Annotated in this window: 24 protein-coding genes and 1 tRNA gene; 9 read left to right on the forward strand and 16 right to left on the reverse strand. The window is 37.3% G+C overall.

Annotation, left to right across the window (positions count from 1 at the left end; translation table 11 throughout):
• Positions 1-74: 74 nt before the first annotated feature.
• Entirely contained in the window at positions 75-1,847 is a 1,773-nt protein-coding gene (rpsA, locus tag AAGF08_RS09550) for a 30S ribosomal protein S1 (protein ID WP_343510928.1), read from the reverse strand.
• A 304-nt stretch (positions 1,848-2,151) separates the two neighbouring features.
• On the opposite strand from rpsA, the gene AAGF08_RS09555 reads away from it, so the two are divergent.
• Complete coding sequence (locus AAGF08_RS09555; RefSeq protein WP_343510929.1) at positions 2,152-2,874, forward strand: lysophospholipid acyltransferase family protein; 723 nt, start codon at positions 2,152-2,154, stop codon at positions 2,872-2,874.
• Positions 2,875-2,999: 125 nt separating this feature from the next.
• Here the strand turns inward: AAGF08_RS09555 and AAGF08_RS09560 are convergent, their stop codons facing one another.
• The 4 genes from AAGF08_RS09560 to AAGF08_RS09575 all read right to left on the reverse strand — a co-directional run bounded on the left by AAGF08_RS09560 (position 3,000) and on the right by AAGF08_RS09575 (position 7,470).
• Positions 3,000-3,659 carry a hypothetical protein gene (locus AAGF08_RS09560; RefSeq protein WP_343510930.1) on the reverse strand — a complete coding sequence of 220 codons (660 nt, stop codon included), beginning with the start codon at positions 3,657-3,659 and terminating at the stop codon, positions 3,000-3,002.
• A gap of 9 nt (positions 3,660-3,668) precedes the next feature.
• Entirely contained in the window at positions 3,669-5,036 is a 1,368-nt protein-coding gene (locus tag AAGF08_RS09565) for a pyridoxal-phosphate dependent enzyme (protein ID WP_343510931.1), read from the reverse strand.
• A 93-nt stretch (positions 5,037-5,129) separates the two neighbouring features.
• Positions 5,130-6,761, reverse strand: a complete 1,632-nt coding sequence (locus AAGF08_RS09570) for a putative ABC exporter domain-containing protein (RefSeq protein WP_343510932.1) — start codon at positions 6,759-6,761, stop codon at positions 5,130-5,132.
• Entirely contained in the window at positions 6,754-7,470 is a 717-nt protein-coding gene (locus AAGF08_RS09575; RefSeq protein ID WP_343510933.1) for an ABC transporter ATP-binding protein, read from the reverse strand. Before AAGF08_RS09575 ends, AAGF08_RS09570 begins: the two co-directional genes overlap by 8 nt.
• Before the next feature lie 105 nt (positions 7,471-7,575).
• Between AAGF08_RS09575 and AAGF08_RS09580 the strand changes: the two genes are divergently transcribed.
• Entirely contained in the window at positions 7,576-8,193 is a 618-nt protein-coding gene (locus tag AAGF08_RS09580; protein ID WP_343510934.1) for a hypothetical protein, read from the forward strand.
• A 48-nt stretch (positions 8,194-8,241) separates the two neighbouring features.
• Here the strand turns inward: AAGF08_RS09580 and AAGF08_RS09585 are convergent, their stop codons facing one another.
• From AAGF08_RS09585 to AAGF08_RS09600, 4 genes are read right to left on the reverse strand one after another with little or no spacing between them, the layout of a single operon-like run.
• Complete coding sequence (locus AAGF08_RS09585; RefSeq protein ID WP_343510935.1) at positions 8,242-9,165, reverse strand: aspartate carbamoyltransferase catalytic subunit; 924 nt, start codon at positions 9,163-9,165, stop codon at positions 8,242-8,244.
• Between the two features lie 2 nt (positions 9,166-9,167).
• Positions 9,168-9,716 carry a bifunctional pyr operon transcriptional regulator/uracil phosphoribosyltransferase PyrR gene (gene pyrR / locus AAGF08_RS09590; RefSeq protein ID WP_343510936.1) on the reverse strand — a complete coding sequence of 183 codons (549 nt, stop codon included), beginning with the start codon at positions 9,714-9,716 and terminating at the stop codon, positions 9,168-9,170.
• Positions 9,717-9,750: 34 nt separating this feature from the next.
• Positions 9,751-11,373 (reverse strand): transcriptional regulator, encoded by a 1,623-nt coding sequence (locus AAGF08_RS09595; protein ID WP_343510937.1) that lies wholly within the window; start codon positions 11,371-11,373, stop codon positions 9,751-9,753.
• The gene (locus AAGF08_RS09600) at positions 11,370-11,768 is read right to left on the reverse strand and encodes an EVE domain-containing protein (RefSeq protein WP_343510938.1); all 399 of its coding nucleotides are present in this window, start codon (positions 11,766-11,768) and stop codon (positions 11,370-11,372) included. The genes AAGF08_RS09595 and AAGF08_RS09600 overlap by 4 nt, the downstream gene beginning before the upstream one ends.
• A 103-nt stretch (positions 11,769-11,871) precedes the next feature.
• Here AAGF08_RS09600 and AAGF08_RS09605 point away from each other — a divergent pair, with 103 nt between their 5' ends.
• On the forward strand, positions 11,872-13,587 hold the full coding sequence (locus AAGF08_RS09605; protein ID WP_343510939.1) for a helix-hairpin-helix domain-containing protein: 1,716 nt from the start codon (positions 11,872-11,874) through the stop codon (positions 13,585-13,587).
• The gene (locus AAGF08_RS09610) at positions 13,584-13,946 is read left to right on the forward strand and encodes a hypothetical protein (RefSeq protein WP_343510940.1); all 363 of its coding nucleotides are present in this window, start codon (positions 13,584-13,586) and stop codon (positions 13,944-13,946) included. Before AAGF08_RS09605 ends, AAGF08_RS09610 begins: the two co-directional genes overlap by 4 nt.
• A gap of 78 nt (positions 13,947-14,024) precedes the next feature.
• On the opposite strand, the gene AAGF08_RS09615 is transcribed toward AAGF08_RS09610, so the two are convergent.
• The 4 genes from AAGF08_RS09615 to AAGF08_RS09630 all read right to left on the reverse strand — a co-directional run bounded on the left by AAGF08_RS09615 (position 14,025) and on the right by AAGF08_RS09630 (position 18,358).
• Positions 14,025-16,556 carry an ATP-dependent Clp protease ATP-binding subunit gene (locus tag AAGF08_RS09615; RefSeq protein WP_343510941.1) on the reverse strand — a complete coding sequence of 844 codons (2,532 nt, stop codon included), beginning with the start codon at positions 16,554-16,556 and terminating at the stop codon, positions 14,025-14,027.
• A gap of 84 nt (positions 16,557-16,640) precedes the next feature.
• Positions 16,641-17,261, reverse strand: a complete 621-nt coding sequence (locus tag AAGF08_RS09620; protein ID WP_343510942.1) for a WbqC family protein — start codon at positions 17,259-17,261, stop codon at positions 16,641-16,643.
• Between the two features lie 32 nt (positions 17,262-17,293).
• On the reverse strand, positions 17,294-17,923 hold the full coding sequence (locus tag AAGF08_RS09625; RefSeq protein ID WP_343510943.1) for an L-threonylcarbamoyladenylate synthase: 630 nt from the start codon (positions 17,921-17,923) through the stop codon (positions 17,294-17,296).
• 6 nt (positions 17,924-17,929) lie between these two features.
• Positions 17,930-18,358, reverse strand: a complete 429-nt coding sequence (locus AAGF08_RS09630) for a (deoxy)nucleoside triphosphate pyrophosphohydrolase (RefSeq protein ID WP_343510944.1) — start codon at positions 18,356-18,358, stop codon at positions 17,930-17,932.
• Between the two features lie 89 nt (positions 18,359-18,447).
• On the opposite strand from AAGF08_RS09630, the gene mltG reads away from it, so the two are divergent.
• From mltG to AAGF08_RS09655, 5 genes are all read left to right on the forward strand, one after another.
• Positions 18,448-19,491 (forward strand): endolytic transglycosylase MltG, encoded by a 1,044-nt coding sequence (mltG, locus tag AAGF08_RS09635; RefSeq protein WP_343510945.1) that lies wholly within the window; start codon positions 18,448-18,450, stop codon positions 19,489-19,491.
• Between the two features lie 2 nt (positions 19,492-19,493).
• Positions 19,494-19,898: a thioesterase family protein gene (locus tag AAGF08_RS09640; RefSeq protein ID WP_343510946.1), complete on the forward strand. Its 405-nt coding sequence runs from the start codon at positions 19,494-19,496 to the stop codon at positions 19,896-19,898.
• 12 nt (positions 19,899-19,910) lie between these two features.
• The gene (locus tag AAGF08_RS09645) at positions 19,911-20,894 is read left to right on the forward strand and encodes a YihY/virulence factor BrkB family protein (protein WP_343510947.1); all 984 of its coding nucleotides are present in this window, start codon (positions 19,911-19,913) and stop codon (positions 20,892-20,894) included.
• Between the two features lie 81 nt (positions 20,895-20,975).
• Positions 20,976-22,811 (forward strand): DUF885 domain-containing protein, encoded by a 1,836-nt coding sequence (locus AAGF08_RS09650; RefSeq protein WP_343510948.1) that lies wholly within the window; start codon positions 20,976-20,978, stop codon positions 22,809-22,811.
• Positions 22,812-22,939: 128 nt separating this feature from the next.
• A tRNA-Ser gene (locus AAGF08_RS09655) sits at positions 22,940-23,024 on the forward strand.
• 141 nt (positions 23,025-23,165) lie between these two features.
• On the opposite strand, the gene AAGF08_RS09660 is transcribed toward AAGF08_RS09655, so the two are convergent.
• From AAGF08_RS09660 to AAGF08_RS09670, 3 genes are read right to left on the reverse strand one after another with little or no spacing between them, the layout of a single operon-like run.
• Positions 23,166-23,621, reverse strand: coding sequence for a JAB domain-containing protein (locus tag AAGF08_RS09660; RefSeq protein WP_343510949.1), 456 nt, complete (start codon positions 23,619-23,621; stop codon positions 23,166-23,168).
• Between the two features lie 52 nt (positions 23,622-23,673).
• Positions 23,674-24,648 carry a DUF3871 family protein gene (locus AAGF08_RS09665; RefSeq protein WP_343510950.1) on the reverse strand — a complete coding sequence of 325 codons (975 nt, stop codon included), beginning with the start codon at positions 24,646-24,648 and terminating at the stop codon, positions 23,674-23,676.
• Positions 24,629-25,504, reverse strand: a complete 876-nt coding sequence (locus AAGF08_RS09670; protein WP_343510951.1) for an AAA family ATPase — start codon at positions 25,502-25,504, stop codon at positions 24,629-24,631. Before AAGF08_RS09670 ends, AAGF08_RS09665 begins: the two co-directional genes overlap by 20 nt.
• Between the last annotated feature and the right edge of the window lie 77 nt (positions 25,505-25,581).

Here is a 25,581-nt window from a genome sequence, read left to right on the forward strand (position 1 = left end):
TTCAGTGATAAGTGAATAAAAAAAAGGTGTTCAACAAATGTTGAACACCTTTATATTTTGAAAGCTTTTATGAATTATTTCTTTCCGCCTTCCATTTGCTCTTTTAATTGAGTCAATGCATCCAAGTCTCCTAGTGTTGACTTTTCTGCTGGAGCTGAAGATGAAGATGAAGTAGAAGATTCAGACTTCTTCTTCGCTTCTTTCTTAGCTGGCTTAGCCTCTTCTTTGAACGTAGCTGTATGAGAAAGGACAATTCTCTTATCGTCTTTAGAGAATTCAGTAACCTTGAAGTCCTCAGAGTCACCTGCTTCTACTTGAGAACCATCTGCTTTCTCTAGGTTTTTGATGGTTGCGAAACCTTCCAAACCATAAGGAAGCTCTAGAACTGCTCCTTTGTCATTTTTAGAAACTACAGTACACTTATGAACAGATCCTACTGGGAATACATTTTCGAAAGTATCCCATGGGTTCTCTTCCAATTGCTTGTGACCAAGTGCCAATCTTCTGTTGTCAACGTCAAGTTCAAGAACAGCTACTTCTAGCTCATCCCCTACCTTAACAAACTCAGATGGATGCTTGATTTTCTTAGTCCATGAAAGATCAGATACGTGAACCAAACCATCGATTCCCTCTTCCATTTCTAGGAAAAGACCAAAGTTTGTCAAGTTTCTAACTATACCTGTGTGCTTCGTACCCACAGCATACTTAGTACTCATATCATTCTTAGTCCAAGGATCTTCAGTCAATTGCTTGATGCCCAATGACATCTTTCTATCTTCTTTATCCAAAGTCAATACAACAGCATCGATTTCGTCACCAACTTTCACAAAGTCAGCAGGGTTTCTCAAATGCTGAGACCAGCTCATCTCAGAAACGTGGATCAAACCTTCAACACCTGGAGCAAGCTCAAGGAACGCACCGTAGTCAGCCACGTTTACAATCTTACCTCTTACTTTAGATCCAACTTCAAGGTTAGATGCCAAAGAATCCCATGGATGAGCAGTCAACTGCTTCATACCCAAAGAAATTCTCTTCTTATCATCATCAAAGTCAAGAACCACAATCTGAACTTTCTGATCAAGTTGCAATACTTCTTCTGGATGATTGATACGTCCCCAAGAAATATCTGTAATGTGAAGCAGACCATCTACACCACCCAAATCGATGAATACACCGAAGTTGGTCATGTTCTTGATCACACCTTCCAATACTTGACCTTTTTCTAGGTTGTTTAGGATCTCTGCTTTCTGCTTCTCAAGATCTTTCTCGATCAACACTTTGTGAGATACTACTACGTTATCATTAGCGTGGTTGATTTTCACCACTTTCACTTCCATTTTCTTACCTACATAGATATCAAAATCTCTGATAGGTTTCACGTCGATCTGAGAACCTGGCAAGAATGCTTCTACACCGTAGATATCTACGATCAAACCACCCTTTGTTCTTCTTTTTACCAAACCTTCGATCACGTTGTCATGCTCAAGAGCATCTTCGATGTCCTGCCATGCACGTACAATCTTAGCTTTCTTACGAGAAAGGATAAGTTGACCAAGCGCATTTTCTTGCTCTTCGATAAACACCTCAACTGTATCACCTGGCTTGATAGATTCAAGATCTCTGAATTCAGAAAGTGGAACTAACCCATCAGATTTAAAACCGATGTTAATGATTACGTCCTTATCATTCACACCAACAACGGTGCCTTTGATAACTTCTTTTTCAGTGATCTCGCCTAATGTACCTTCGTACATTGCAGCCATCTGCTCGCGCTGTTCTTTAGAATAGCCCTCACCAAACCCTTTGGTTTCGAAGTTATCCCAGTTAAATTCTTCTTTTGTAGACATAATTACAAAACTCTGAATATCAACAGCCTTAGAGTCATCGGGCTGAGGTTTTTTAGTTTTTGATAAATGTTTCAATAATTCTTAAAACACCCCGTTCACTCGAACGGACTGCAAAGGTAAGGATTTTCTTTTATTTCAAGAATTCTTATAAAAAAATGGAATATTTATTATTTGATTATGATTAGAAAAATGAGATTATCCCTGCTAAATTGATTTAAATAAAAAGCCCCAGAACGCTCCGGGGCTTAAGCAAGCAAAGAGTTGAGATTAAATTAATACCCGAAATTACCATTATCTGTTAAGAATGAAAATCTTTCAAGCTCTATTTACGATCTATTCGCTTTTGATTTTCACTGCATTGCTCTTGCTATTAGGGATCTTTATAGTCGTACCCCTATTATTCAGTGATCAGGCCGGGAAAATCTCATTTTTCTTTATCCGACTTTGGGCCAGAACATGGTCTCTCTTGTCAGGTTTTAGATTTGAAATTCATGGGCGTGACCATATCGACGTAAAACAACCATACATCTACATTTTCAATCATCGTTCATTTTTTGATGCTCCAATAATTCCAATAGCAATTCCTCAACAAGTAAGAGCCCTTGGAAAGAAAGAGCTATCTAAAATTCCGTTTTTTGGTTGGGTAGTCGGGAAATTAGCCATCTGGGTAGATCGGGATAACCCAGAATCCAGAAAAGAAAGTATCCCTAAACTCATTGAAATACTCAATAAAGGGATATCTATTGTAGTAGCTCCAGAGGGAACGAGGAATGATACTGAAGGTCTATTATTACCTTTTCGAAAAGGTGCATTTCGGCTTTCTATGGAAACCGAAATACCTATTATGCCATTTGCGATCATTGGTGCAGACACAATTCATAAAAGAGGTTCTTTATTCCTAAGTCCAGGAAAAGTGAAAATCTATTTCTCTAAGCCAATTCACCCAGATGATCACCATTCGATAGATGATTTAGCTGAGAAATGCAGAAATAGGCTGGAGATTATGTTGAGTAATAATTTGAAATAAAAATTTAGATTCATGATTAAACATATATCTAAATAAATGATTTTCAACGCCTTAAATCAGTAAAATATTTTGTCAGTCAATTGTTTATTCGATACAATTTTAAATACAATTATTTCTTAAGATTATTAATCAAACTCAGGTTTAGAAATTACCTCCAAATCTTCCGCTGCATCAATCGTCAACTCCTCAAAAAGTACATACACTGATAAATAAGTCAAAGGTATTGTCACCAACAAACCTACAATCAAACAAAGAAAGCCACCAATGTTGATGAGAAGTAAAACCAATACAAACCCAAAGAACTTCCACCAATTGGTATTAACTAATTTACGGCTATATTCCATTGCCGGCCAAAAATCAAAACCTCCAAAAAGAACAAATAGAAGACTGAATAAATAGGCTACCCCCAGGTAAATCCCTGGAAGAATCAAAAGAATAATCCCACACAAAATGAAGATCCCCGTGAGAAGGTTTACAATGATTAGGGGTAGGATATATTTGAATCCATCAAAATAATTCTGAAAATCTACATACTCTCCTTGACTCATTCTATTGGCAACCAAATAAAACCCTGCGACTAGAGGTGGTGCCAAAAAAATAGAATAAATAAACACAAAATCTTCCAAATAGAAAGTAAAAACAAACTGAATATTTAATATGAGGAAGGCAAAACCAATATGAAACATTGCCCGGGCTTTAAACATTGCCCAGGCTTTGTCAATAATCTTTGAAATATTAAAATCTACTCCCGAATCAATAATTCGTTGAAGTTTAATTTGATCCATTCTTTGAAATTAATTCGTAAAAGCTTCTAAAATATCATGCTTGGTAATGATATGGATTTGATTGTTTCCATCTCTAACCAAAACTGCTTTTTCTTTTTCTACCATCGAGGAAAGCACATCCAATGTACTATCTAAAGCAACAAAATGCATGGATTCCTCCATCACATCTGAAACTTTAGCATCCTTCAACTCTGGAGTTTCAATGATTTTTGCCAAAAGCTTGTTGTCGGTTAAACAACCAACAACTTCCTCATTTTCCATTACAGGAATTTGAGAAACTCCTGTTTTATTCATTAAACTTATAGCATCCCGGACTGAATCTGTCTTAAGAGATGACACGAGCTGATAATTTCCTTGCCTTTGAGAAATAATATCTCTTGCTGTGGAATAGGTTCTATCTTCCAAGAAACCGTGGTTTCTCATCCACTCATCATTATAAACTTTTCCTAAATAGCGCGTTCCGTGATCTGGCAAAATGATCACCATTTGATCTCCTTCTTTTAAGTTCTCTTTTGCCCACTCCAATGCACCATGGACAGCAGACCCGCAAGACCAACCTACAAATAGCCCCTCTTCCCTTGCCAAACGACGAGTCATAACCGCCGCATCCTTATCCGTCACTTTAACGAAATGATCAATCACATCAAAGTCAACATTCTTTGGTAGAATATCTTCCCCGATTCCTTCAGTCAAATAAGGATAAACTTCCTTCTCGTCAAAAATTCCAGTTTCTTTATATTTTTTGAAAACTGAACCATAGGTATCAATACCTACTGTCACGACATTGGAATTCTGCTCTTTTAGATAATTGGCAGTTCCGCACATGGATCCACCTGTCCCAACACCTGCAGCATAATGCGTAATTCTTCCTTCGGTATCTCTCCAGATTTCAGGGCCTGTAGTCTCATAATGAGCTGCCGTATTTGAAAGATTATCGTATTGATTTGGATAAAATGAATTAGGAATATCCTTATTTAGTTTTCTGGCAATGGAATAATAAGACCTTGGATCCTCAGGCGAAACATTAGTGGGACATACGATTACCTCTGCGCCAACTGCTTTTAGAATATCAATTTTCTCTTTCGACTGTTTATCAGCCATGGTGAAAATACACTTATATCCTTTTGCTATGGCTGCCAAAGCCAAACCCATTCCGGTATTTCCACTTGTACCTTCTATGATAGTGCCTCCCGGCTTTAATATCCCAGCCTTTTCCGCATCCTCAACCATCTTTATGGCCATACGGTCTTTCATTGAGTTTCCAGGATTAAAATATTCAACCTTAACTAGGACTTCGCCTTTTATATCTTTTGCTAGTTTATTCAAACGGATCATTGGGGTATTCCCAATGGTTTCAATAATGGAATTGTAAATCATAATGAGTCATATTTGGTTTTCAAAAATAGAGGAATTTTTCCTGACCTCCCGACTGCTCCAGTTAAAAAGAAAAGATTGGAGGATAAAACCCGATTAGACCTCTTTAAATTCAAGCTTTTTGATGATGTCCAGGGTAACATGAAGCAAAATAGCAGTGACGAATCCGATTCCAAGAACTAAGGCAAGTAAACCAAACACAAATTGCTTGGTAAGTGCAAATACCAAAATGCTCACTATACCGGAAGGAATAATCCCAAAGAGGAATATCCCGCCAATCATCAAAGGCTTAATAAAAACTCGATCCCAGCTTTCCTCTAAAGCAATCTGAGGGATTAAATTGATAGAGAACCCAGTCAGATAGAATCCAACCATCCCCAACAAAAACAAGGGGATTAAAGCCCAATTTACACTTGCAATAAATACTGATGGGATAATCATAAAGGAAGAAAAAAGCAAAATCTGATATACATCCAACTTAATCATGTTCCAGAATTTAGAACTCCAGGAGGCTGGAATCAAAATAAAGAAGGGTTTCTTCAGATCACCAACTGACGCTCGACCGATTCCAGCCATAAAATAAATCACCAAAAGAATCAGCAGATAACCGTAAAACACCTTATGAGAAAACCATTCGAAATTTGAAAGTATGGCGAAGATGATACCCAAGCCTGCCATAATCAAGGAAAAGATTCCAAAAAGCGGATGAAAATCCTGCCTGGAACTATGTACATAATTCCTCCAATAAAAGGCTTTTGCCCCGGCTCCAAAATCAGGTAAAGCCAGTTGCTTTTTAGTATTTACACTAAAGCTACTTTCTGAAGCCTGCTTTTTACCTCTTACTTTTTCAAGTTTCTCTTCATTGGATTTTGTTGCTTCTAAAACATCCTCATAATAATACCCTGAAAACCTGATCACCAACTTGACAACCGAAAAATAAGCCAAGCCATATAAGATGATAAAACTAAGGGTAAGAAGAATGTTTTGATCCAAAACATAACTCATTATTCCCCTACTCCAACCTACTACCGGAAAGAAATTAAACCAAGGTGAGCTTACCCATGAAAACATTCCCTGCCAGAATTTATCAGCCATTAGACCAGGAATTAAAATCATCAAACCCAGAGCAACTCCAAGAATTATAATTCCAGTTTTGATATATTCCATTACACCATATTTGGTATGAAGGGTATAAATCAGAAACCTTAAAGGAAAGATCATAAAAAAGAAAAGCGCAAAACCAAGGGCCAAAAAGGTGATATTCCCAAATGTGATATCAAATTGGTCTGCTACCTGGCCAGCACCGTACATTATAAATATGATCGATCCCCCAAGCGCTGGTAAAATGGATCTTGCCATATAATAAATCAAAAGGTTTTCCGGTTTGACCGGAGCTGTAAAGAGAAGATTCACATCTGCCATTTTAAAGAAAGTAACATTCTTCTTTGTGGCCCGGTAAAGCTGAAAGATGAAAAAAGCCAGCGCTAAAATGGTGATTCCTCCGACAATATTTTGAAATGCAAAATCCACTTCAGGAATCCCATCGATTGAAGGAGTTTCCATTTCGCTGCTATCAGTTCTTCTTTTCATCCTCATAGAATAGATGAAAAAGAAGTATCCCAGCAAACCTACATAAGGTAAAAGGCGGACTGGATTCTTGAGAATCAACTTTAAGTTATTGATTAGGATTAGTAAATCCTTCTTAAAAAGTAATGTAATCTCATTCATCTTTTGTAAGCTCTAAAAATAAATCTTCTAATGAAGTACCCTCTTCCTGAACGAATTGCATCTTTAGATTTGCAATTGTATCATTTCCTAGAATTCTACCTTCCTTCAAAATCATTATACGATCCGCAATTGATTCTACACTATCAATCAAATGGGTACTTACCAAAATAGTTTTTCCTGCTTCTTTCAGCCTTCTAAATATCTGCCTTGTATTTTTAATTGCTTTAGGATCCAATCCAATCATCGGCTCATCAAAAAATAATACCTGAGGGTCTGGAATCAAGGCACAGCAAATGGACACCTTCTGCCTCATGCCTTTGGATAGATCACGGCCAAGCTTATCTTGCTTATCAGTCAATTCAAAAGTTTCCATCAGCTCAACCGATTTTTCTTTCCAGTCTGTCACTCCATAAGCTTGCCCAATAAACTGAAAATGCTCTTTTACCGTTAGTAAATCATAGACATAAGGAGTCTCTGGAATGTAGCTGAATAATCTTTTTGCCTCAACAGAAAGGTGATCATACCCACCAATCGTAATCTCTCCGGAGGTTTTCCGCAGCAATCCCACGATACATTTCATGGTAGTGCTTTTTCCAGCCCCATTTGGTCCAAGAAGCCCCACAACTTCCCCTCCCTTCAATTCAAAAGATATATCATCAACGGCATTTTGCTTTCCGTATTTTTTGACCAAATTTTTGACTAATAACATAAAAGTGATTTTGACACTAAAACTACTTCCAAGGAGGATGGTTTCTAAATTTTGGAATCTTTTTTGCGAGTCAAATTCTTTTTATTATCAACAATATCTAAAAAGATGAAAAAACTACTAGGAATTACACTTTTGCTTTTCGTTTGCCAATGGACCATGGCACAACAAGCGGGAAGGTTTAGGATGGGTATGGATTTAGGAGCAGCTATTCCAAAAGGTGGTGGAATTGGAGCACTTGTCAACTTAGAACCGAAAGTAAATCTTAACAACAAAATGAATGTGGGAATCCGGTTTGGAGTAGCTGGATTGGCAAAAGATGTCACCTACTATGATATTTCTCAAGATTATGAAGGAGAAATTTCTGGTAACATTTCTATAACTGGAACCTTTGACTATTACTTTAATAATGGAGGTTCCAATGTTGCACCATATATTGGAGCCGGCTATGGATATTATGCTCTAAGTAGCTTGGATATTAAAAATGGTGATTTTGACAATCCCGATAATTTCACCAACCTAGAAGCAGATTTTAAATGGGCACCAATGGTAAGAGCGGGTGTTGAGGTGGGTAAATTTAGAATGGGAGCTGAATATAACTTTGTCCCAAATAGTAATCTCCAGAATGCTTCAGGAACTGTAATTGGAGAAGCAGTCAACCAATATTTCGGATTTACTCTTGGATTCTACGTAGGGGGAGGCAGATGGAAAGGATATTCCAACTAAAAAATAAGGAAAAGTGGGGGTATGAAAAATGCCCCTTATTTTTTATCACTATTTGACGCCTGCAAGAAGGTAAAGCACAGCCATTCGGACAGCAACTCCATTTTGAACCTGTTCCAAAATAATTGATTGGTTGGAATCAGCAACATCAGAACTTAATTCAACACCTCTGTTGATTGGACCAGGATGCATGATCACAATTTCTTTATCCAGTTCCTCTAGCATTTTTCTATTGATACCATAATAAAGCGAATATTCTCTCAGGCTTGGAAAATATTTAATCTGCTGTCTTTCCAGTTGAATCCTAAGAACATTCGCTACATCACACCATTGCAGTGCCTTTCTAACGTCTAGTTCAACTTTTACACCCAAGCTTTCAACATACTTTGGCAATAAGGTAATAGGTCCGCTAACCATTACTTCCGCTCCTAGTTTTTGAAGGCAAAATATATTTGAAAGAGCAACTCTAGAGTGGAGTATATCACCAATGATAGCGACTTTTTTACCTGCTACATCTCCAAGTTTCTCCTTGATTGAGAAAGAATCCAATAAAGCCTGTGTAGGATGTTCGTGAGTTCCATCCCCTGCATTGACTATATTGGCTTTTACATTTCTACTCAAAAAATGTGGTGCTCCAGGGCTAGAATGCCTCATGACCACCATATCCACTTTCATGGATAGTATATTATTAACAGTATCTACCAGCGTTTCTCCCTTTTTAACCGATGAATTACTGGAAGAAAAATTAACCACATCCGCCGAAAGCCTTTTTTCGGCTAGTTCAAAGGAAAGTCTGGTTCTAGTTGAATTTTCGAAGAAAACATTAGCAATGGTAATATCTCTGAGCGAAGGCACTTTTTTGATCGGCCTATTGATAACTTCTTTGAAATTAGCGGCAGTTTCTAAAATCAATTGGACATCATTCTCAGTAATGTTTTTGATTCCTAAAAGGTGTTTAGTGCTTAGTTGAGACATGATTAACTTTTATCTTTCTCTGTGATCCAGATTGCATCTTTTTCATACCCTTGTTCTTTCCACTCCACGATTACATACTGGCTTTCTAACGTATTGATCCGAACTCCAAAATAGTCAGGCATAATGGGATAATCCCTCGTAAGCTTTCGATCCACTAGCACCATCAATTCCACTTTTTGAGGTCTCCCAAATGCAATCATGGCATCCATTGCGGCCCTTACTGATCTGCCTTTGTAGAGCACATCATCAACCAAAATCACTTTTTTTCCTTCCACCAAGAAATTGATTTTAGTTTCATTTGCTTTGAGAGGCAAATCTCTTCTTCTAAAATCGTCTCTATGAAAAGTAGCGTCGAGATATCCGGAAGGAACTTTTACACCGGAAATTTCCTGTAGCAAAGAAACAATTTTATCAACCAACAAGGTGCCTCTTGGTTGTAATCCTAAAAGTACCGTATTCTCGAAATCGTCGTGATTTTCGATGAGTTGATGACAGAATCTCCTCAAAATGATGGCAATCTGTTCTTCATCTAAGACTAGCCTTTTTTGCATGGGTAAGATTTGATTGTAAATATAGAAAGAATTTCTAGTCTAGGGACTCTTCAGGCTGGTACAAATCGCCATCGACCAAAATTTTGGTAACAAAGAAAACTTCTCTTACTTGCTCCTTCCCGCTTTCATCTTGGTATCTAACTCTTTGATTTCCACTTAATAAGAAATATCTGCCATACCAATGAACCAACCTAAGACTTTCTGGATCAGTGTCCTTTATTCTTTCATTTTCCTCCACTAACTCTAGTTGAAAATACTGATTATCAAACACTTTCTCTCCATTCCTAAAAAAACTTAAAACTATGTTTAGATCTTCAACATACATATGATAAACATCCTCGCCCACTACTGCCATTTCGCCAAACGGCTCAGTATAACTTGTAGTGAAGTCGTCATATGTACTTGAATTATCCCAGATCACATTTCCTTCCTTTCCAATTTTCGCAAAATGGGCAGAGACGTAATGAAATTCAGTATTTACCTGATAAGAGCTCCCATTTGGGAAAACATTTTGGTAAAAAGGATCTGAAAAGTATGGAGTATAACCAAGTCGGTTTAAACGGTCATATCGATAATGACTGGAGGGTGAATAAGTTCCAGGCCTGGTATTACCTCTAGAATTGGTCATATTATAATGATCAAAATAAATCACGTATGAATCATCAGTAGTATAGACATCCCTGATTGAATAAACATTTCTTAAGGTCGGGATTTTATCTTTTTCCAAATCTTTTACAACAGCTTCATCTTTTTTAATTTTTTCTTTTTCATCCAGATAATTATAAAAGTTAGGGAAATCTTCAAGGGTATAAATCTTAAAGCTATATTCTCCAAATTCGTTAATGTCCATGATATACATTCCCAAATATGTATTTCTTCTTTCATAGCCAAAAGAACCAATCATGGCCTGCTGGTAATTGCTCATTGGGAGAAGCAACCCGTCCATTATTTCCTGATCTGCGTCTCCAAATCGATCAACCCTGACTTCTCTCATGAGATTCCCATTCAGGTCATAGGTATTTACCAAAATTTCCTTACTTCGGTTTTTTACCTCTCTACTCATTACCAGTTCCATCTCCTTTAATTCAGGAACTTTTCTCAGTTGTAATACCTGAGTATCCGGATTATAAATTCCTTGCACTGTAATCACGGAACTCTGATTTAAATCTAATATTTGAAGGACAGGATTCCTTTCAGCTATTCCCATAAAAAGCGCTTTTTCATCCAAAACCAGAAACTCCACCAATTCCATATCCAATAAATTATTGGCATCAAATTCTATCCCCTGGTCGGAGTCTAAGTTTATTTTAAAAATGTATTTGTCAGAATTGGAAGCATATCCTTTTTGCATTAAAAGGAATAGAAAACCTTCATCAACATCAAAACCAATTATATCAAAGCCTTCCTTAACAGGGAATTCAATGACTTTCGATGGAGATAAATTAAAATCTGTTTTAAAATATTGAATCTTCCTTCTAAAGTTCAATCCTTTCTCAGGCACCGTTCGAAAAGCGACGATTCCATCATCAACTCTAGCCATTTCAAAATTTGGCTCATACAATTCTGATGCAACTTCAAACCTCTCAATGAATTTAATCTGTGACCAAGCAGTGCTTGATAGGAAAAGTAACAGTAAGCTTTTAATTAGTATTTTCATGAAGCCATTTTTAGAATCAAATCGAATTCAGATTTTTCAACAGGCATTACCGAAAGTCTGCTTTGACGCAGCATAAGCATCCCTGAAAGAGCATCTTCTGACTTGATCTCCTGTAAAGAAACGGGGTTTTTCAGGCTTCTGTTTACTTTTAATTTGACAGCAAGCCAATCTTTATTTAAAGGATCAGGAAAGTTCTCTTCAGACACCTCGGCAATGCCAACGATAGCCTTTTCTTTTCCGCTGTGATAAAACAAAACCAAATCTCCTAGCTTCATATCTCTCAGGAAATTACGGGCCTGATAATTTCTCACACCATCCCAAACATCTTCTCCAATTTTTTGAAAATCCTCCCAGGAATAAGAGCCCGGCTCAGATTTAACCAACCAATAATTCATTTCTTCAGAATTAAATTTCAATTTTAAGTTAAGATTTCAACCTTTAATTTGAAACAATAATTAGAGACATTTGTCTCAATTGCCAACATATAAATAAAAGATTTTGGATCACAAGACCATTCTCAAGAAACTAAAACTTTGCATTCAGCTCATGGAATTACATGAGGAAAACAGTTTTAAGATCAGAAGTTACCAAAGTGCCATTAATTCACTTGATAGAGGGGATCAGGATTTGATGGATTTAAGCGAAGATGAAATACAAAAAATACCCGGTGTGGGTAAAAGTATTTCAGAAGCAATTATTTCCCTTAGGGAGAAAGAATCATTTCCTCTTTTAGATGAACTTTTAGAAAAAACTCCCACAGGAATTTTAGAGATTTTACAAATAAAGGGTCTAGGACCAAAGAAAGTCAAAATTCTCTGGCAGGAATTAGGTCTCACGAGTACGCATGAGCTTATGGAAGCTTGTCAATCGGGAAAAGTTGCCAAAATAAAAGGCTTTGGTGAAAAGACCCAGCAGACCATCATTGCGAATCTTGAGTTTAAAGCATCAAACGAAGGAAAATGGCTTTTTGCAGATGTCGAGGAGATAATTGAAAACCTTTCAAAAGAATTGAAAACCTTATATGAGGATTCAGAGGTTTCTATAGTTGGAGATTACGCAAGAAAAACAGAAATCATAGCAGAGGCTGAATGGCTTATCGGGATGGAATCCTTATTTGGTGGAAAGGATAAATTGAAGAAATGGGAAACTATTACATGGGATATAGCCGCATCAGGCCCGTTTGCATGGAGAGGCAAGGTAAATGATTTAGATCTTCAGGTCACTGTACATTTTTGCACAAAGAAAGATTTTATCTGGAAAAGAATGATTCTATCTGCGTCTCCCTTATTTCTCTCTGAGCAAGTCAACCACAAAACCAGCATTGGAGACCTTATCAATAAAAAAGACTTCAAATCTGAGGAAGAATTTTTTAGTAAAAATGAACTTCAATTCATTCCGATTGAGATGAGGGAGGGATATGGGGAAGTTGCTTTGGCAAAAGAACAAAAAATAGGAAACTTGCTCACAGATTCTGATTTAAAAGGAATTCTTCATAACCACTCGACCTATAGTGACGGAAAACACAGCTTAAAACAGATGGCAGAATACTGCAAAGAGTTAGGCTACGAATACCTTGGGATTTCTGATCACAGTAGAACCGCATTCTATGCAGGAGGATTGGAAGTAGAAAGAATCGTGAAACAACATCAAGAAATAGACGAGCTAAACAAGGCAATGGCTCCTTTCAAAATTTTCAAAGGTATAGAAAGTGATATTTTACCTGATGGAAGTTTGGATTATCCTGATGATGTCTTAGGTAGCTTTGATTTTATAGTTTCCTCCATCCATTCGATTTTGAATATGGATATTAAAAAAGCAACCCATAGATTACTAATAGCAATTGAAAACCCCTATACTACAATCTTGGGTCACCCTACCGGGAGGCTCCTTTTAAGGAGGTCTGGCTATCCCATTGATCATAAAATTATTATCGATGCCTGTGCAAAAAATAATGTAGTAATTGAAATCAATGCAAACCCCTGGAGATTGGATCTGGATTGGCGGTGGGTTCGGTATGCGATGGATCAAGGAGTAAAACTTTCAATAAATCCTGATGCTCACGAAATGGATGGATATGCAGATATGCATTATGGAGTGCTTGTTGGTAGAAAAGGGGGACTAACAAAAGATATGACTCTAAATACGCTTTCAGTAGATCAGATTTCCAATTACTTTGATAAGCGAAAATCCAGCATCAAATCTCTTTCAAAATGAAAGGAATACTTTCTTATCATACTTTCCTTATCTTCGAGCCTTATCTTCGAGCCTTATTTTCAATTTATAGAATGAAGTGGACCAACCAACCAAATAGTGTGTTACTGGAAAGATCTTTTCTTTTTGGTATTGTAGGAATAGTATTAGGAACCCTTGCAATTTTTAATACAAAATTTCATTTCGTGGAAGCTCCGATGGGGCCTTTAAACGGAGTAAGTTTAGGTCTTCAGCTAGTCGCAATAAGTCTAGCTGTTTTGGTTTTAAGGAAAAGAAAAGTGGAACCGGATCTAAAAATAAAAGCTCAAAAGATGATTGTGGTGCTTGCTGCTGCTTTTCTCTTTTTTGTTCTTTCGATATAGAACTTCTTGGTACTAGCCCAAAATAAAAAACCCCGAATCAAAGATGATTCGGGGTTTTTATTGTTTATACTTTTCAGCTTAATCAGCTTTTTCTTTCTTTTTGACCGTGATGGTCAACTCTGACCCCTCACCAGGATAGTCTGCAGTAATCACATCCCCTTCTGATAAATCCCCCTTCAGAATCTCTTCAGCAATTGCATCCTCCAAATATTTCTGAATAGCTCTGTTCAAAGGTCGTGCGCCATATTGTTGATCATATCCTTTATCAGCCAAGAACTCTTTTGCTTTATCGGTCAATTCTATCTGATATCCAAGATCGGTAATTCTTGAAAACAGCTTGTTCAAACTGATATCAATAATCTTGAATAAGTGCTCCTTATTAAGAGAGTTGAATACAACAACATCATCTAATCTATTTAGGAATTCAGGACTAAAAGCCTTCTTCAGTGCAGACTGAATGGTAGATTTCACGATATCATCCATGTTTTCACTTTTGGCTTTGTTTGCAAAACCAATTCCTGCGCCGAAATCCTTTAGATCGCGAACTCCTATATTGGAGGTCATAATGATGATTGTATTTCTAAAATCAACTCTTCTTCCAAGACCATCTGTTAGAATTCCATCATCCAATACTTGTAAAAGGATATTGAATACGTCTGGGTGAGCTTTCTCGATCTCATCAAGTAAAACTACCGAATACGGTTTTCTTCTGACTTTTTCAGTAAGCTGACCACCTTCTTCATATCCAACATATCCCGGAGGTGCTCCCACCAATCTGGATACGGAGAATTTCTCCATGTATTCCGACATGTCAATTCTTATCAAAGAATCATCCTTATCGAAAAGATAGGACGCCAGCATTTTTGCAAGCTCAGTTTTACCTACACCAGTTGGTCCCAAGAAAATAAATGATCCAATTGGTTTTTTAGGATCCTTCAATCCTACTCTGGTTCTCTGAATTGCCTTGGTAAGTTTCTTTATTGCATCATCCTGCCCAATTACTTTACCTGCTAACTCCTGATTCATATTGAGAAGTTTTGCCCCTTCATTTTGTGCAATTCTTTTCGCAGGAATTCCTGTCATCATTGCAATCACTTCGGCAACATTTTCCTCCTCAACAGTATATCTCTTAGATTTACTTTCTTCTTCCCACTTTACTTTTGCAATCTCTAATTGCTCCAGTAATTTCTTTTCCTTATCCCGTAACTGAGCTGCCTCTTCGTATTTCTGAGATTTTACAACACGGTTTTTCTCGGTCTTAATATCCTCTACTTCAGCTTCTAGCTTCAATATGTCCTCAGGAACATGGATATTATTAATATGCACTCTTGCTCCAGCTTCATCAAGGATATCTATCGCCTTATCAGGTAAGAACCTATCCGAAATATATCTGTCGGATAATTTCACACAAGCTTCAATAGCAGCGTCAGTATAATTCACATTGTGATGATCCTCATATTTATCTTTGATATTATTCAAAATCTGAATAGTCTCCTCAGGCGAAGTGGCATCTACCATTACCATTTGGAAACGACGGGCTAAAGCGCCATCCTTTTCAATATATTGTCTGTATTCATCAAGTGTAGTGGCTCCAATACATTGGATTTCCCCTCGTGCCAAGGCAGGCTTGAACATATTTGAAGCATCAAGAGATCCTGATGCCCCGCCAGCTCCAACAATGGTATGTAACTCATCAATAAATAAAATCACATTGGGTGACTTTTCGAGCTCGTTCATTACAGCTTTCATCCTTTCCTCAAACTGACCACGATATTTTGTACCAGCAACTAAAGAAGCAAGGTCAAGTGTAACTACACGCTTATTGAAAAGTACTCGAGAAACTTTTTTCTGAACAATCCTTAAGGCCAATCCTTCAGCGATGGCAGTTTTACCTACACCAGGTTCTCCAATTAGAATTGGATTGTTTTTCTTTCTTCTAGAAAGAATCTGAGCCACTCTTTCAATCTCTTTTTCTCTACCAATAATCGGATCCAATTTATCGTCTTCCGCCATTTTGGTAAGGTCACGACCGAAGTTATCCAAAACTGGAGTTCTTGATTTTTCCACCCCTCCTTTTGAACTTCCTGACCCGCTTCCTGGAGAACCAAAGAGTTTAGATCCGTCCTCATCACCGTCTTCTGCTTCAGCACGTGCTTTAGGAGAAGCTCCACCATCCGAGTTCATTTCTAACATTTCTTTTACTGAGTCATAATTGACATCAAACTTGTTTAAAATTTGAGTCGCTATATTATCCTCATCTCTCAAAATAGAAAGCAATAAGTGTTCAGTCCCTATGAGTTGACTTTTAAATATTTTAGCTTCCAAATATGTGATTTTCAACACCTTCTCTGACTGTCGAGTTAGAGGTATGTTCGCCATATTTTTGACGTTATGATTGGCAGTTCCTTTTACGGCTCTTTCTATCGCCCCACGAAGTTCATCTAAAGGCACTCCTATTTTTTTTAGAATGGAAACAGCTACACCTTCACCCTCGCGAATCATCCCCAGTAAGAGGTGCTCTGTACCAATATAATCGTGTCCCAGGCGAAGCGCTTCTTCACGGCTGAGAGAGATCACCTCTTTAACTCTGTTTGAAAATTTAGCTTCCATTTAATTCCTTTCTGATTGTTTAATATTCCTGTACGTATGTTACCGAATTTGTTTTAAAAACACAATCCTTTTATTGATTGTTCATTATTTTTTTACAGAACTTAACAAAAGCTTATTTGCTTCTGTGCCTGTACAAAACAGAATATCAATAACACTAAGATTTGGCTCAAAGTCTAAGCCAAAAAGTTGAGTGTAAGGTGTTGGGCTATAGAGGTTCCTTTCAGAATACGACCTTGAGGGGCTAATTTGGCCTCTTAAGTCCAAATCAGGGCTTTCTTCATCCAAATTTTCACTGACAGTCAACTTGCCACGAAACCTAAGAAGCTTGAGACATATTGTCAGCATCTCAAGATTTAAGTCATATAAAGTGAGATGATTTTTTTCATAAATCGGATTTATATAGGGAAAAAAAAATTCGAAAAAAGGTGCTTTACCATAGGCAGATTGAATTCCTCTTAGATGAATTTTCTGCCAATTTTGATTATAGTCGATCAAAACTCGATTTAATGGAAGTCTTGGTCTTCTTCCTTGGATCGGAACACTTAGCGTTTCGATTTTATTTGCGAGGCGAATTCTTGTTCTATTGAGATAAGATTGTCTTTGATACATTTCTGAAGGAGAAACCAAAATCTCATCTGCATTTATGATGGCAGTAAAAAATTCTAAACAGGGAAGAAAGTGCAAGTCAATCGCGACTCTTTTCATAATAGATAGTTCTACTAGGGGTTTCCCCTATTTCAAATAATATCTTCTAAATCACCAAGACCCTCTCTGAGAACTTCTACTTCATTTCCAGTACAATCAAGAATTGTGGATCCAATATTTTGGCCATAGCCCCCGTCAATCACGAAATCTACAAGATTTTGATATTTCTCAAAGATAAGTTCAGGGTCTGTGCTATACTCAATAACTTCATCCTCATCCCGAATAGAGGTAGATAAAAGCGGATGACCTAACTCCGCTACAATCATTCTGGGGACAGAGTGATCAGGAACCCGAATCCCTACTGTTTTTTTATTGCTATGCAAAATTTTCGGGACATGTGTATTTGCTTCCAAAATAAATGTAAATGGCCCAGGAAGTCCTTTTTTCATCATCTTAAAAACCGGCTTGCTTATCATCCTGGTATACTCTGCGATGTTACTCAAATCTGCGCATATAAATGAGAAATTATGCTTTTTAGGATTTATTCCTTTTATACGACAGATTTTTTCCACTGCTCTCAAATTCATAATATCACATCCCAAACCATAAACTGTATCAGTAGGATAAATAATTACCCCACCATCTCTTAAGGTTTCAACTATTTGCCTTATCCTCTTAGGATCAGGATTTTTCTCATACAAACGAATAAATTCAGCAGCCATCTTATATTATTTAGTCTGGATGGTGGACTCACTTCGAAAAGCCTGCCAATTTTGAGAAAGTTCCCTATAAATAGGAATATCTGCTGGGGCTAAATTTAAATCCTCTAGCTCTTCTATTGCAACCCAACTTACTTTTTCATGTTCCAATATCTCAAGATCACCTGATTTCCAATCACAAACAAAAGGAAAGAGCTGGATGACTTTTTCTGGTGAATATTCAAAAACAGAAGATTTTAATTTTGACTTTATCTTTATTTCAAGCCCTAATTCTTCCCTTATTTCCCTTTTCAAGCAGGCTTCCATACTTTCATCCGTTTCAACTTTCCCACCTGGAAATTCCCAATAACCGGATTGGCTCATTGTTGAGGATCTTTTGGCAACAAGAATCTTATTTTGGTGAATTATTATAGCACAGGTAACAGGAATGGCTTTCATGGAGTTAAATATAAAGTTTGCAAAAAGATTCATCACATGATCACAGCAGTAATTCCCCTAAAAGTATTTTTTCCTATTTTTGACGCCATATGTTAAGCGATAAAAAAAATAAAATATTTCTCGTCCTGATCATTTCCTTTTCAGTCTTGGCGATTTCCATGTCTTTTTATTTTTATCAGGTGTTTTTTAGCCCAAATACTCTTCTGGAGACGGAACAGAGTTTCACCTTAAAAATCCCCAGTAATGCTACTTTCAAACAGGTCAGTCAGCAATTGTATGATGACAACGTTGTCAATGATATGGTCAGCTTTTCCTTTGTTTCGAAAGTTTTAGGATATCAAGAATCTGTCAAGCCAGGGCTTTATGTCATTAGTCCAAAAATGACCAACCTAGAATTGGTGAGACATTTAAGATCTGGCAACCAAGTTCCGATAAAAATCACTTTTAATAATATCCGAACCAAAGAAGATCTTGCAGAACGAATAACAAAAAACCTCGAAATCAACGAAAGTCAGTTTTTTGAATTAATTAATGATTCCGTTTATATCAGAAAGTTTGATTTTGATGAAGAAACTATCATGAGCATGTTTATCCCAAACACCTATGAAGTTTGGTGGAATACTAGCCCGGAAGCTCTTTTTGACAGAATGTATAAGGAATATCAGTCATTTTGGACTGCAGAAAGAAAATCCAAAGCTGAAGCCTTGGGTCTAAGCCCAAAAGAAGTGAGTACCTTAGCTTCTATTGTTCAATCTGAAAGTCAAAAATCCGATGAAAGGCCACGAATTGCCGGAGTTTACCTAAATAGATTAAGGCTAAATATGCCTTTGCAAGCTGATCCGACCTTGGTATTTGCTGTTGGTGATTTTTCTTTAAAACGGGTATTGAATATCCATAAAGAAATAGAGAGCCCTTATAATACTTACAAATATACCGGTCTCCCACCTGGACCAATCAACTTACCTGACATCAATTCCTTAGAGGCTGTGCTGAATGCTGAGGATCACAAATACCTTTATTTTTGTGCAAAGGAAGATTTTTCAGGATATCATGCATTTGCAACCAATCTGGCTCAGCATAATGCAAATGCCAGACGCTATCAAGCTGCTCTCAATGCAGCAAAAATATATTAAGGATGTACTCTTCAGAAACCCAAATTCGAGTTAGATACGCAGAAACTGATCAAATGAGTTATGTGTATTATGGCAATTATGCGATGTATTTTGAAGTTGGGAGAGTTGAATCCATGAGAAATATTGGCTTTAGCTATAGGGAAATGGAAGATAATGGTATCATGATGCCGGTTTTGGAAAGCCACTTCACGTATCTTAAACCGGGTAAATATGATGAGCTATTAACCATCAAAACCTCCATTCCTCAAATGCCAGGAGTACGAATAAAATTTGAATATGAAGTTTTTAATGAACAAAAGGAACTGATAACCAAAGGGTGGACTTCCTTAGCATTTTTAAAAAAAGACAGCCATCAGCCAACCAGACCTCCCCAGAATTTATTAGATTTATTGAAACCGTACTTTTAGAATAAGTAGCTAGTGGTCAAAGAAAAGATTCGAAAATTTCAGGATCGCCTACAAGAAAAGGCCAAGTATTTTAAAAAGATTCATTTTGGGAATCCTGATAAAAACTTGTACGATGTAGGACGGGTCTTCATACTTCAGCTTCAAAAGGACGATATTATAGAACGTGCAGGTTCGGTGGCATTCAGTTTTACTTTGGCACTTTTTCCTTTACTACTTTTTCTTTTGAACATCATTCCCTATCTGCAGGATTTTTTTCCAATTGTAACCACACAAAACATCCTCACTTTTATTCAGGAAATGCTTCCGGGAGAACTCTACTCTCAAGTGGAAACAACTGTGATGGACATCGTTTCCAGACCTAGGCAAAGCTTGATTTCATTAGGTTTTTTCTTTGCACTCTTTTCATCTACACAAGGTGTCGTATCTATGATGAACTCATTTAATTCAGTTTATCAAACGAAAGAAAATCGAGGTTTTTTCCAATCTAGGCTAATTGCAGCAAGTATTGTTTTGATTTTGGTGCTTACGATCGTCGCAGCAAGTACAGTAATGATTTTAGGTAGTGTGGTCATTCAGCGATTGGATGAACTTCAGGTTTTCAACAGTGACTTTATGATCTTTTTATTTACAACCCTGAAGTTTGTTGTGCTTTTATCTATGTTTTATATAGCTACCGCATACATCTTCAGGTTTGCTCCTGCAGTTCATGACAAATGGAAGTTCTTTTCTATCGGAGCGAGGTTAGCTGGACTTCTAATCACCCTTGGTTTTTATGGATTTACTTTTTATCTGAACAATTTTGCCAGCTATAATAAGTTGTATGGCTCAATAGGAACGTTAATAGCCCTGATGCTTTGGCTCCTGATTACTTCCATGATCGTTTTGGTTTGCTTTGAAGTGAACGTTAGTCTTGATTTGGTGGATGAAGAAAAAAGACTGAAGGAATTTGAAGAGGAGGAATCTTACGAGCCCATCATTAGCAGAAATAACGATTAAGAACTCCGTTAATCCTCGAATATTATCTCATTAATTGATTCGCTATATTTAACTAGTTGTTAAAATCCAATCCCCAGACTTATGCAATTGAAAATCACAAAATTTTATTACTTCCTATTCCTTCCCCTAGCTATTGGGGTTTTGGCAGGCTGCGCAAATCAAGAAAGTTCACAAGACCAAACTCAGGAAATAAATGCCTGGTTTGATGAAGAATATGAGGAACTCCTCCAAATGAGTCCCCTTCAGTTGACAGCACAAGGAAGAAAGGATCATTACAGTGAAATTGATGATATGAGTGAGGAGGCTGAAAAGAAAATCCTCGATTGGATGGAGGAAAGTGTCCGGGAAATGAAAGAAAAATTTGCAATGGATCAGATAGATCACGAAGCAACTTTATCATGGAAGCTTTGGGAATACCAATATGAACAGGCGAAGAAATCTTATGACTTCCGAAAATCAGGTTATCTCTTTAATCAGATGACAGGAATGCATACAAATCTTCCAAATATTTTGATTAATTACCATAAAGTGGATTCGCTGTCAGATATGGAGGCTTTGATTTCTCGTTATTCTGAATTGGGAAGAGCCATCCGTCAGCTTTTAGATCGAGCAAAAGAGCAAACTAAGGCTGGATATAAGCCACCAAAATTTGCTTATGAATATGTCATTGAGCAATCTGAGGCTTTAATAAGTGGGAAACCATTTGATGCTTCGGAAAACAATTCACCACTGTGGAATGATGCTTTAACCAAAATTGAAAAGCTTGAAAACGATGGGGATATCACAGCAGATCAAGCCGAAAAGCTTAAAGAGGAGGCCAAGGAATCACTTATCAACAACTTCAAACCAGCTTATACAGATTTAGTTGCTTGGTTAAAAGAAGAATTGCCGACCCTTGAAGAAACCCCAACAGGACTTTCCAGACATCATGACGGAGAAGCATTTTACAAATTCCTGCTAAATCAAGCCACAACCACAGATATGACTGCTTCAGAAATCCATGAGATTGGATTGAAAGAAGTAGAAAGAATCCAAAGTGAGATGTTGGCTATCAAAGAAAAGGTAGGTTTCGAAGGGGATTTAAAAGATTTCTTTCAATTCATCAACAGTGATCCACAATTCTTTTTTCCAAATACAGATGAAGGCCGTCAAGCGTATCTGGACGAATCATCTGCCTTCTTGGACACCATAACTCAAAAACTGCCTGAATATTTTGGAATTCTTCCGAAAGCCAAATTGGTTGTAAAAAGGGTGGAACCATTCCGGGAACAAGATGGAGCCCCACAACATTATTCGCAGGGGACTCCGGATGGAAGTCGACCTGGTACCTATTATGTTCACTTATCGGATATGACCGCCATGCCCAAATCTACAATGGAGGGTGTTGCTTACCATGAAGGAATTCCTGGTCATCATATGCAGATTTCAATTCAACAGGAACTGGAAGATATTCCAAAATTTAGAACTCAGTTTTTCTTCAATGCCTATGTTGAGGGTTGGGCCTTATACTCAGAGGAATTGGCCAAAGAAATGGGTCAGTACAAAAATCCATATTACGATTTTGGGAGATTGGTCAATGAAATCTGGAGGGCAATCCGTTTGGTTACAGATACAGGGTTACATTCTAAAGGCTGGACCGAAGAACAAGCGATAGCTTATTTCAGAGAAAATTCTTCCATTTCGGATGGGGCAATCCGTTCGGAAGTAAGAAGATATATGGTGATGCCCGGACAAGCAACCGGATATAAAATCGGGATGTTGAAAATCAAAGAACTGCGTCAAAAGGCCGAAATAGAATTGGGAGACAAATTCGATTTGAAAGAATTTCATGATCTGGTTTTGAGCCAAGGCGCACTTCCCTTAAACCTTTTAGAGGAAGAAGTAGATCTTTGGATTGGCAAGAAAAAGGCAGCTTAGGGAGTCTATAAAAAATTAATCTCAAAATAATCAGGACCTTAGAATAAAATCGTGTTTGGGGCTTTGCAAAATTTGCCAATTATAATACCTTTGCAAACCAAATCAGGGAATAAACCTGATCCAGACCTAGAGGAGTGGCAGAGTGGTCGAATGCGGCGGTCTTGAAAACCGTTGTACCGCGAGGTACCGGGGGTTCGAATCCCTCCTCCTCTGCATTAAAGCTTAAAAACCCTTGTAGATTCAATTCTATGAGGGTTTTTTTATGTTCATTTAAACTCTGGTGGCTATTCAGTGGCCTAACCTTGTTTGGAATTAAAAGCTAGACTTTCTAGCATGAGATAAGTTACTTAATTCTTATGAGTCATTCAAAAGATTTTTATCTGCTAAACTGCAGTACCCTTCATCACTAATAATCAAATGGTCAAGTAGTTTTAAATCTAAAAGCTTAGCTGCTTCATTTACCCTCTTAGTCAATTTTAAATCTACCATCGAAGGAGTTAAATTTCCTGAAGGATGATTATGACTTAGAATTATGGCTGAAGAAAGGCTTTTTAGCGCCACACCAAAGATTATCTTCAAATCACAAGTAACGCTTGATACGCCCCCTATAAAAGCTTTATAATAGCCTAAAACTCTACCTGAGTTATCTAAATATAAAATAATGAACTCCTCTCTAGCACGGATTAATTCAGGATTGAATAAATCTTTTATGAAGTCATAAGCATAATTAGAAGATTTAATAGGATTTAAATTCCTCACATGATTAGATGGCTTGTACGACACTTCTATTTCAGAAATTAGTTGTTTCATAGAAATTTGGTTTAAAATGAAAAAACCTACCCAACTAAGGGTAGGATTTGAATTAATTTAAATACCAGAATTCTTCTGGAGGCCCTTCTAAGGCTTTTTGTAGTTGGAGGGCAAATTCATAAGCATTCAGCTCCCTCTCAAGGAATTTATCGATATAAGAGCTTTTTACTGCTCCTGTAAAGAGGTTGTAAACCCTCCACAAATCAATACTACCAGATTTATGACGAGAGAAATAATCATCTGTATAATATGCCTCAGCAATCCTGGAAATCTGAGTATCACTGATAAGTAATTCAGGTATCTGAGCTTTCTCATCCTTTGGCAAATACTGATACAAACGAGCTTTCCCCAGAAGCTTTGCAAATTGAGCCTCTGACAGCTCATACTCTGGTAACTGACTCAAATTATTTATCTGAATCTCAGGCTGGAATGAGCAGAACAACTCATATGCCCTTGCATACAACTCCTGCAGAGATTTAACCTTCAGATCTAAACAAATTCCATCCGTTGAGACACAGAGATTGGTGCATACCGTATTCTTGAATCCTATGAAAATTTTAAAGTGCTCATAACCGCCTTTATTAGAATTCATATTGTCCAAGTTGTATGCCTTCACACCACCTACAGTGAGTTGGAGTAATTGACCATTGATTTCCTTGGTCATAGAAGGCACAGTTAAAATAAAAGCCATTCTCTCATAGTAAATTGTCTTTTCACCAGGCAATAACTCACTAGCTTTTTTTTGCCTTGCTTCATAGATCCTTCCTTTGATTGGGTGGGAAGTACGAACAGCTAAATCAAACCTATTATCTAGGGATAACGCATCATTTAATGCTTCAGAAACAGCCTCCACAAATTCAACTTGTGAGATAGCTGGTTCATTATCCTTTAAAAAGACAGGAATGATATGCTTATCTCTAATCTCATCTAGCTCTATTTCAACGGTGTTTGCCTGAAGAAATGAACTTCCAGACTTAGCCACATGATTTGAATTTAGGACTAAGGGTCTATCCAGTAAATTTTCCATTTGATTCGAATGATTTAAATTCAAATAATTCATTTTTCTTTCTACTGAATTGAGAGACAAGCTCTTGATTCAAATTTTCAGAATTCTCATACAATTCACGAAGCTGATCTATAGATTTACAGTTATTGATAGCTCGTACCAAATCCATTTTCTCATCAGGTAATCTAATTTCATCACGTTCGCACCACTCTCTTATTTCCTTACCCAATTCATGATCAATTACTAAGTCATGTCTGGAAGCAAATAGACCTGTTCTATCTTTAGATGGCCTTGCATGATGTCTGATATCAATGTCAAAAGCTACAGTGAATTCGTAGTCCATTCCATCTCTAGTGACACCCTTTAATCCAACTTTCTCAGGAGTAGCTTTTCCATTCTTCTCACTGATTACATAGTCCTGTTTAGACCTGATTGTAGCAATGATATGCACAGGGGTATGTAACATGGCATTAACGAAGGAATTATGTCTAGGCGTAACTTTAGACCAATTGGCAAAACTATTCCCAGGCATGTTTCCATGGATGTCTAAAATCCCTCCATCTCCCTCCCATTCATGGCTAATGCTGTCAATGATAATGACCTCCATTCCTTGAGAATGACATATCCTAATAGCCTCTATGTACTTCTCTGGTGAATACGGAGCTGCTATGCCCATTACATTGAATTCTCCTAGATGAGAGTATAAATCAGCTGATCCATTCTCACTATCTATGACCGCTATTTTTGTCCAATCCCCTACCAATCCATAGGCAAGAAGTAATGCACTCGTGGTCTTTCCTGAACCACTTGGGCCTTGCAACCCAATCTTAATTTTGGCCTTCTTTCGAGCGGCCTTTCTAAACTCAAAATTCTCCATAAGTGTGATAATATAGTTATGTGAAACACAAAAAGCAGCCCACTCAGACTGCTCAAAACCAGGTAAAAGACCTCCTC

Source organism: Algoriphagus sp. SE2 (assembly GCF_039563885.1).
Taxonomy (GTDB): domain Bacteria; phylum Bacteroidota; class Bacteroidia; order Cytophagales; family Cyclobacteriaceae; genus Algoriphagus.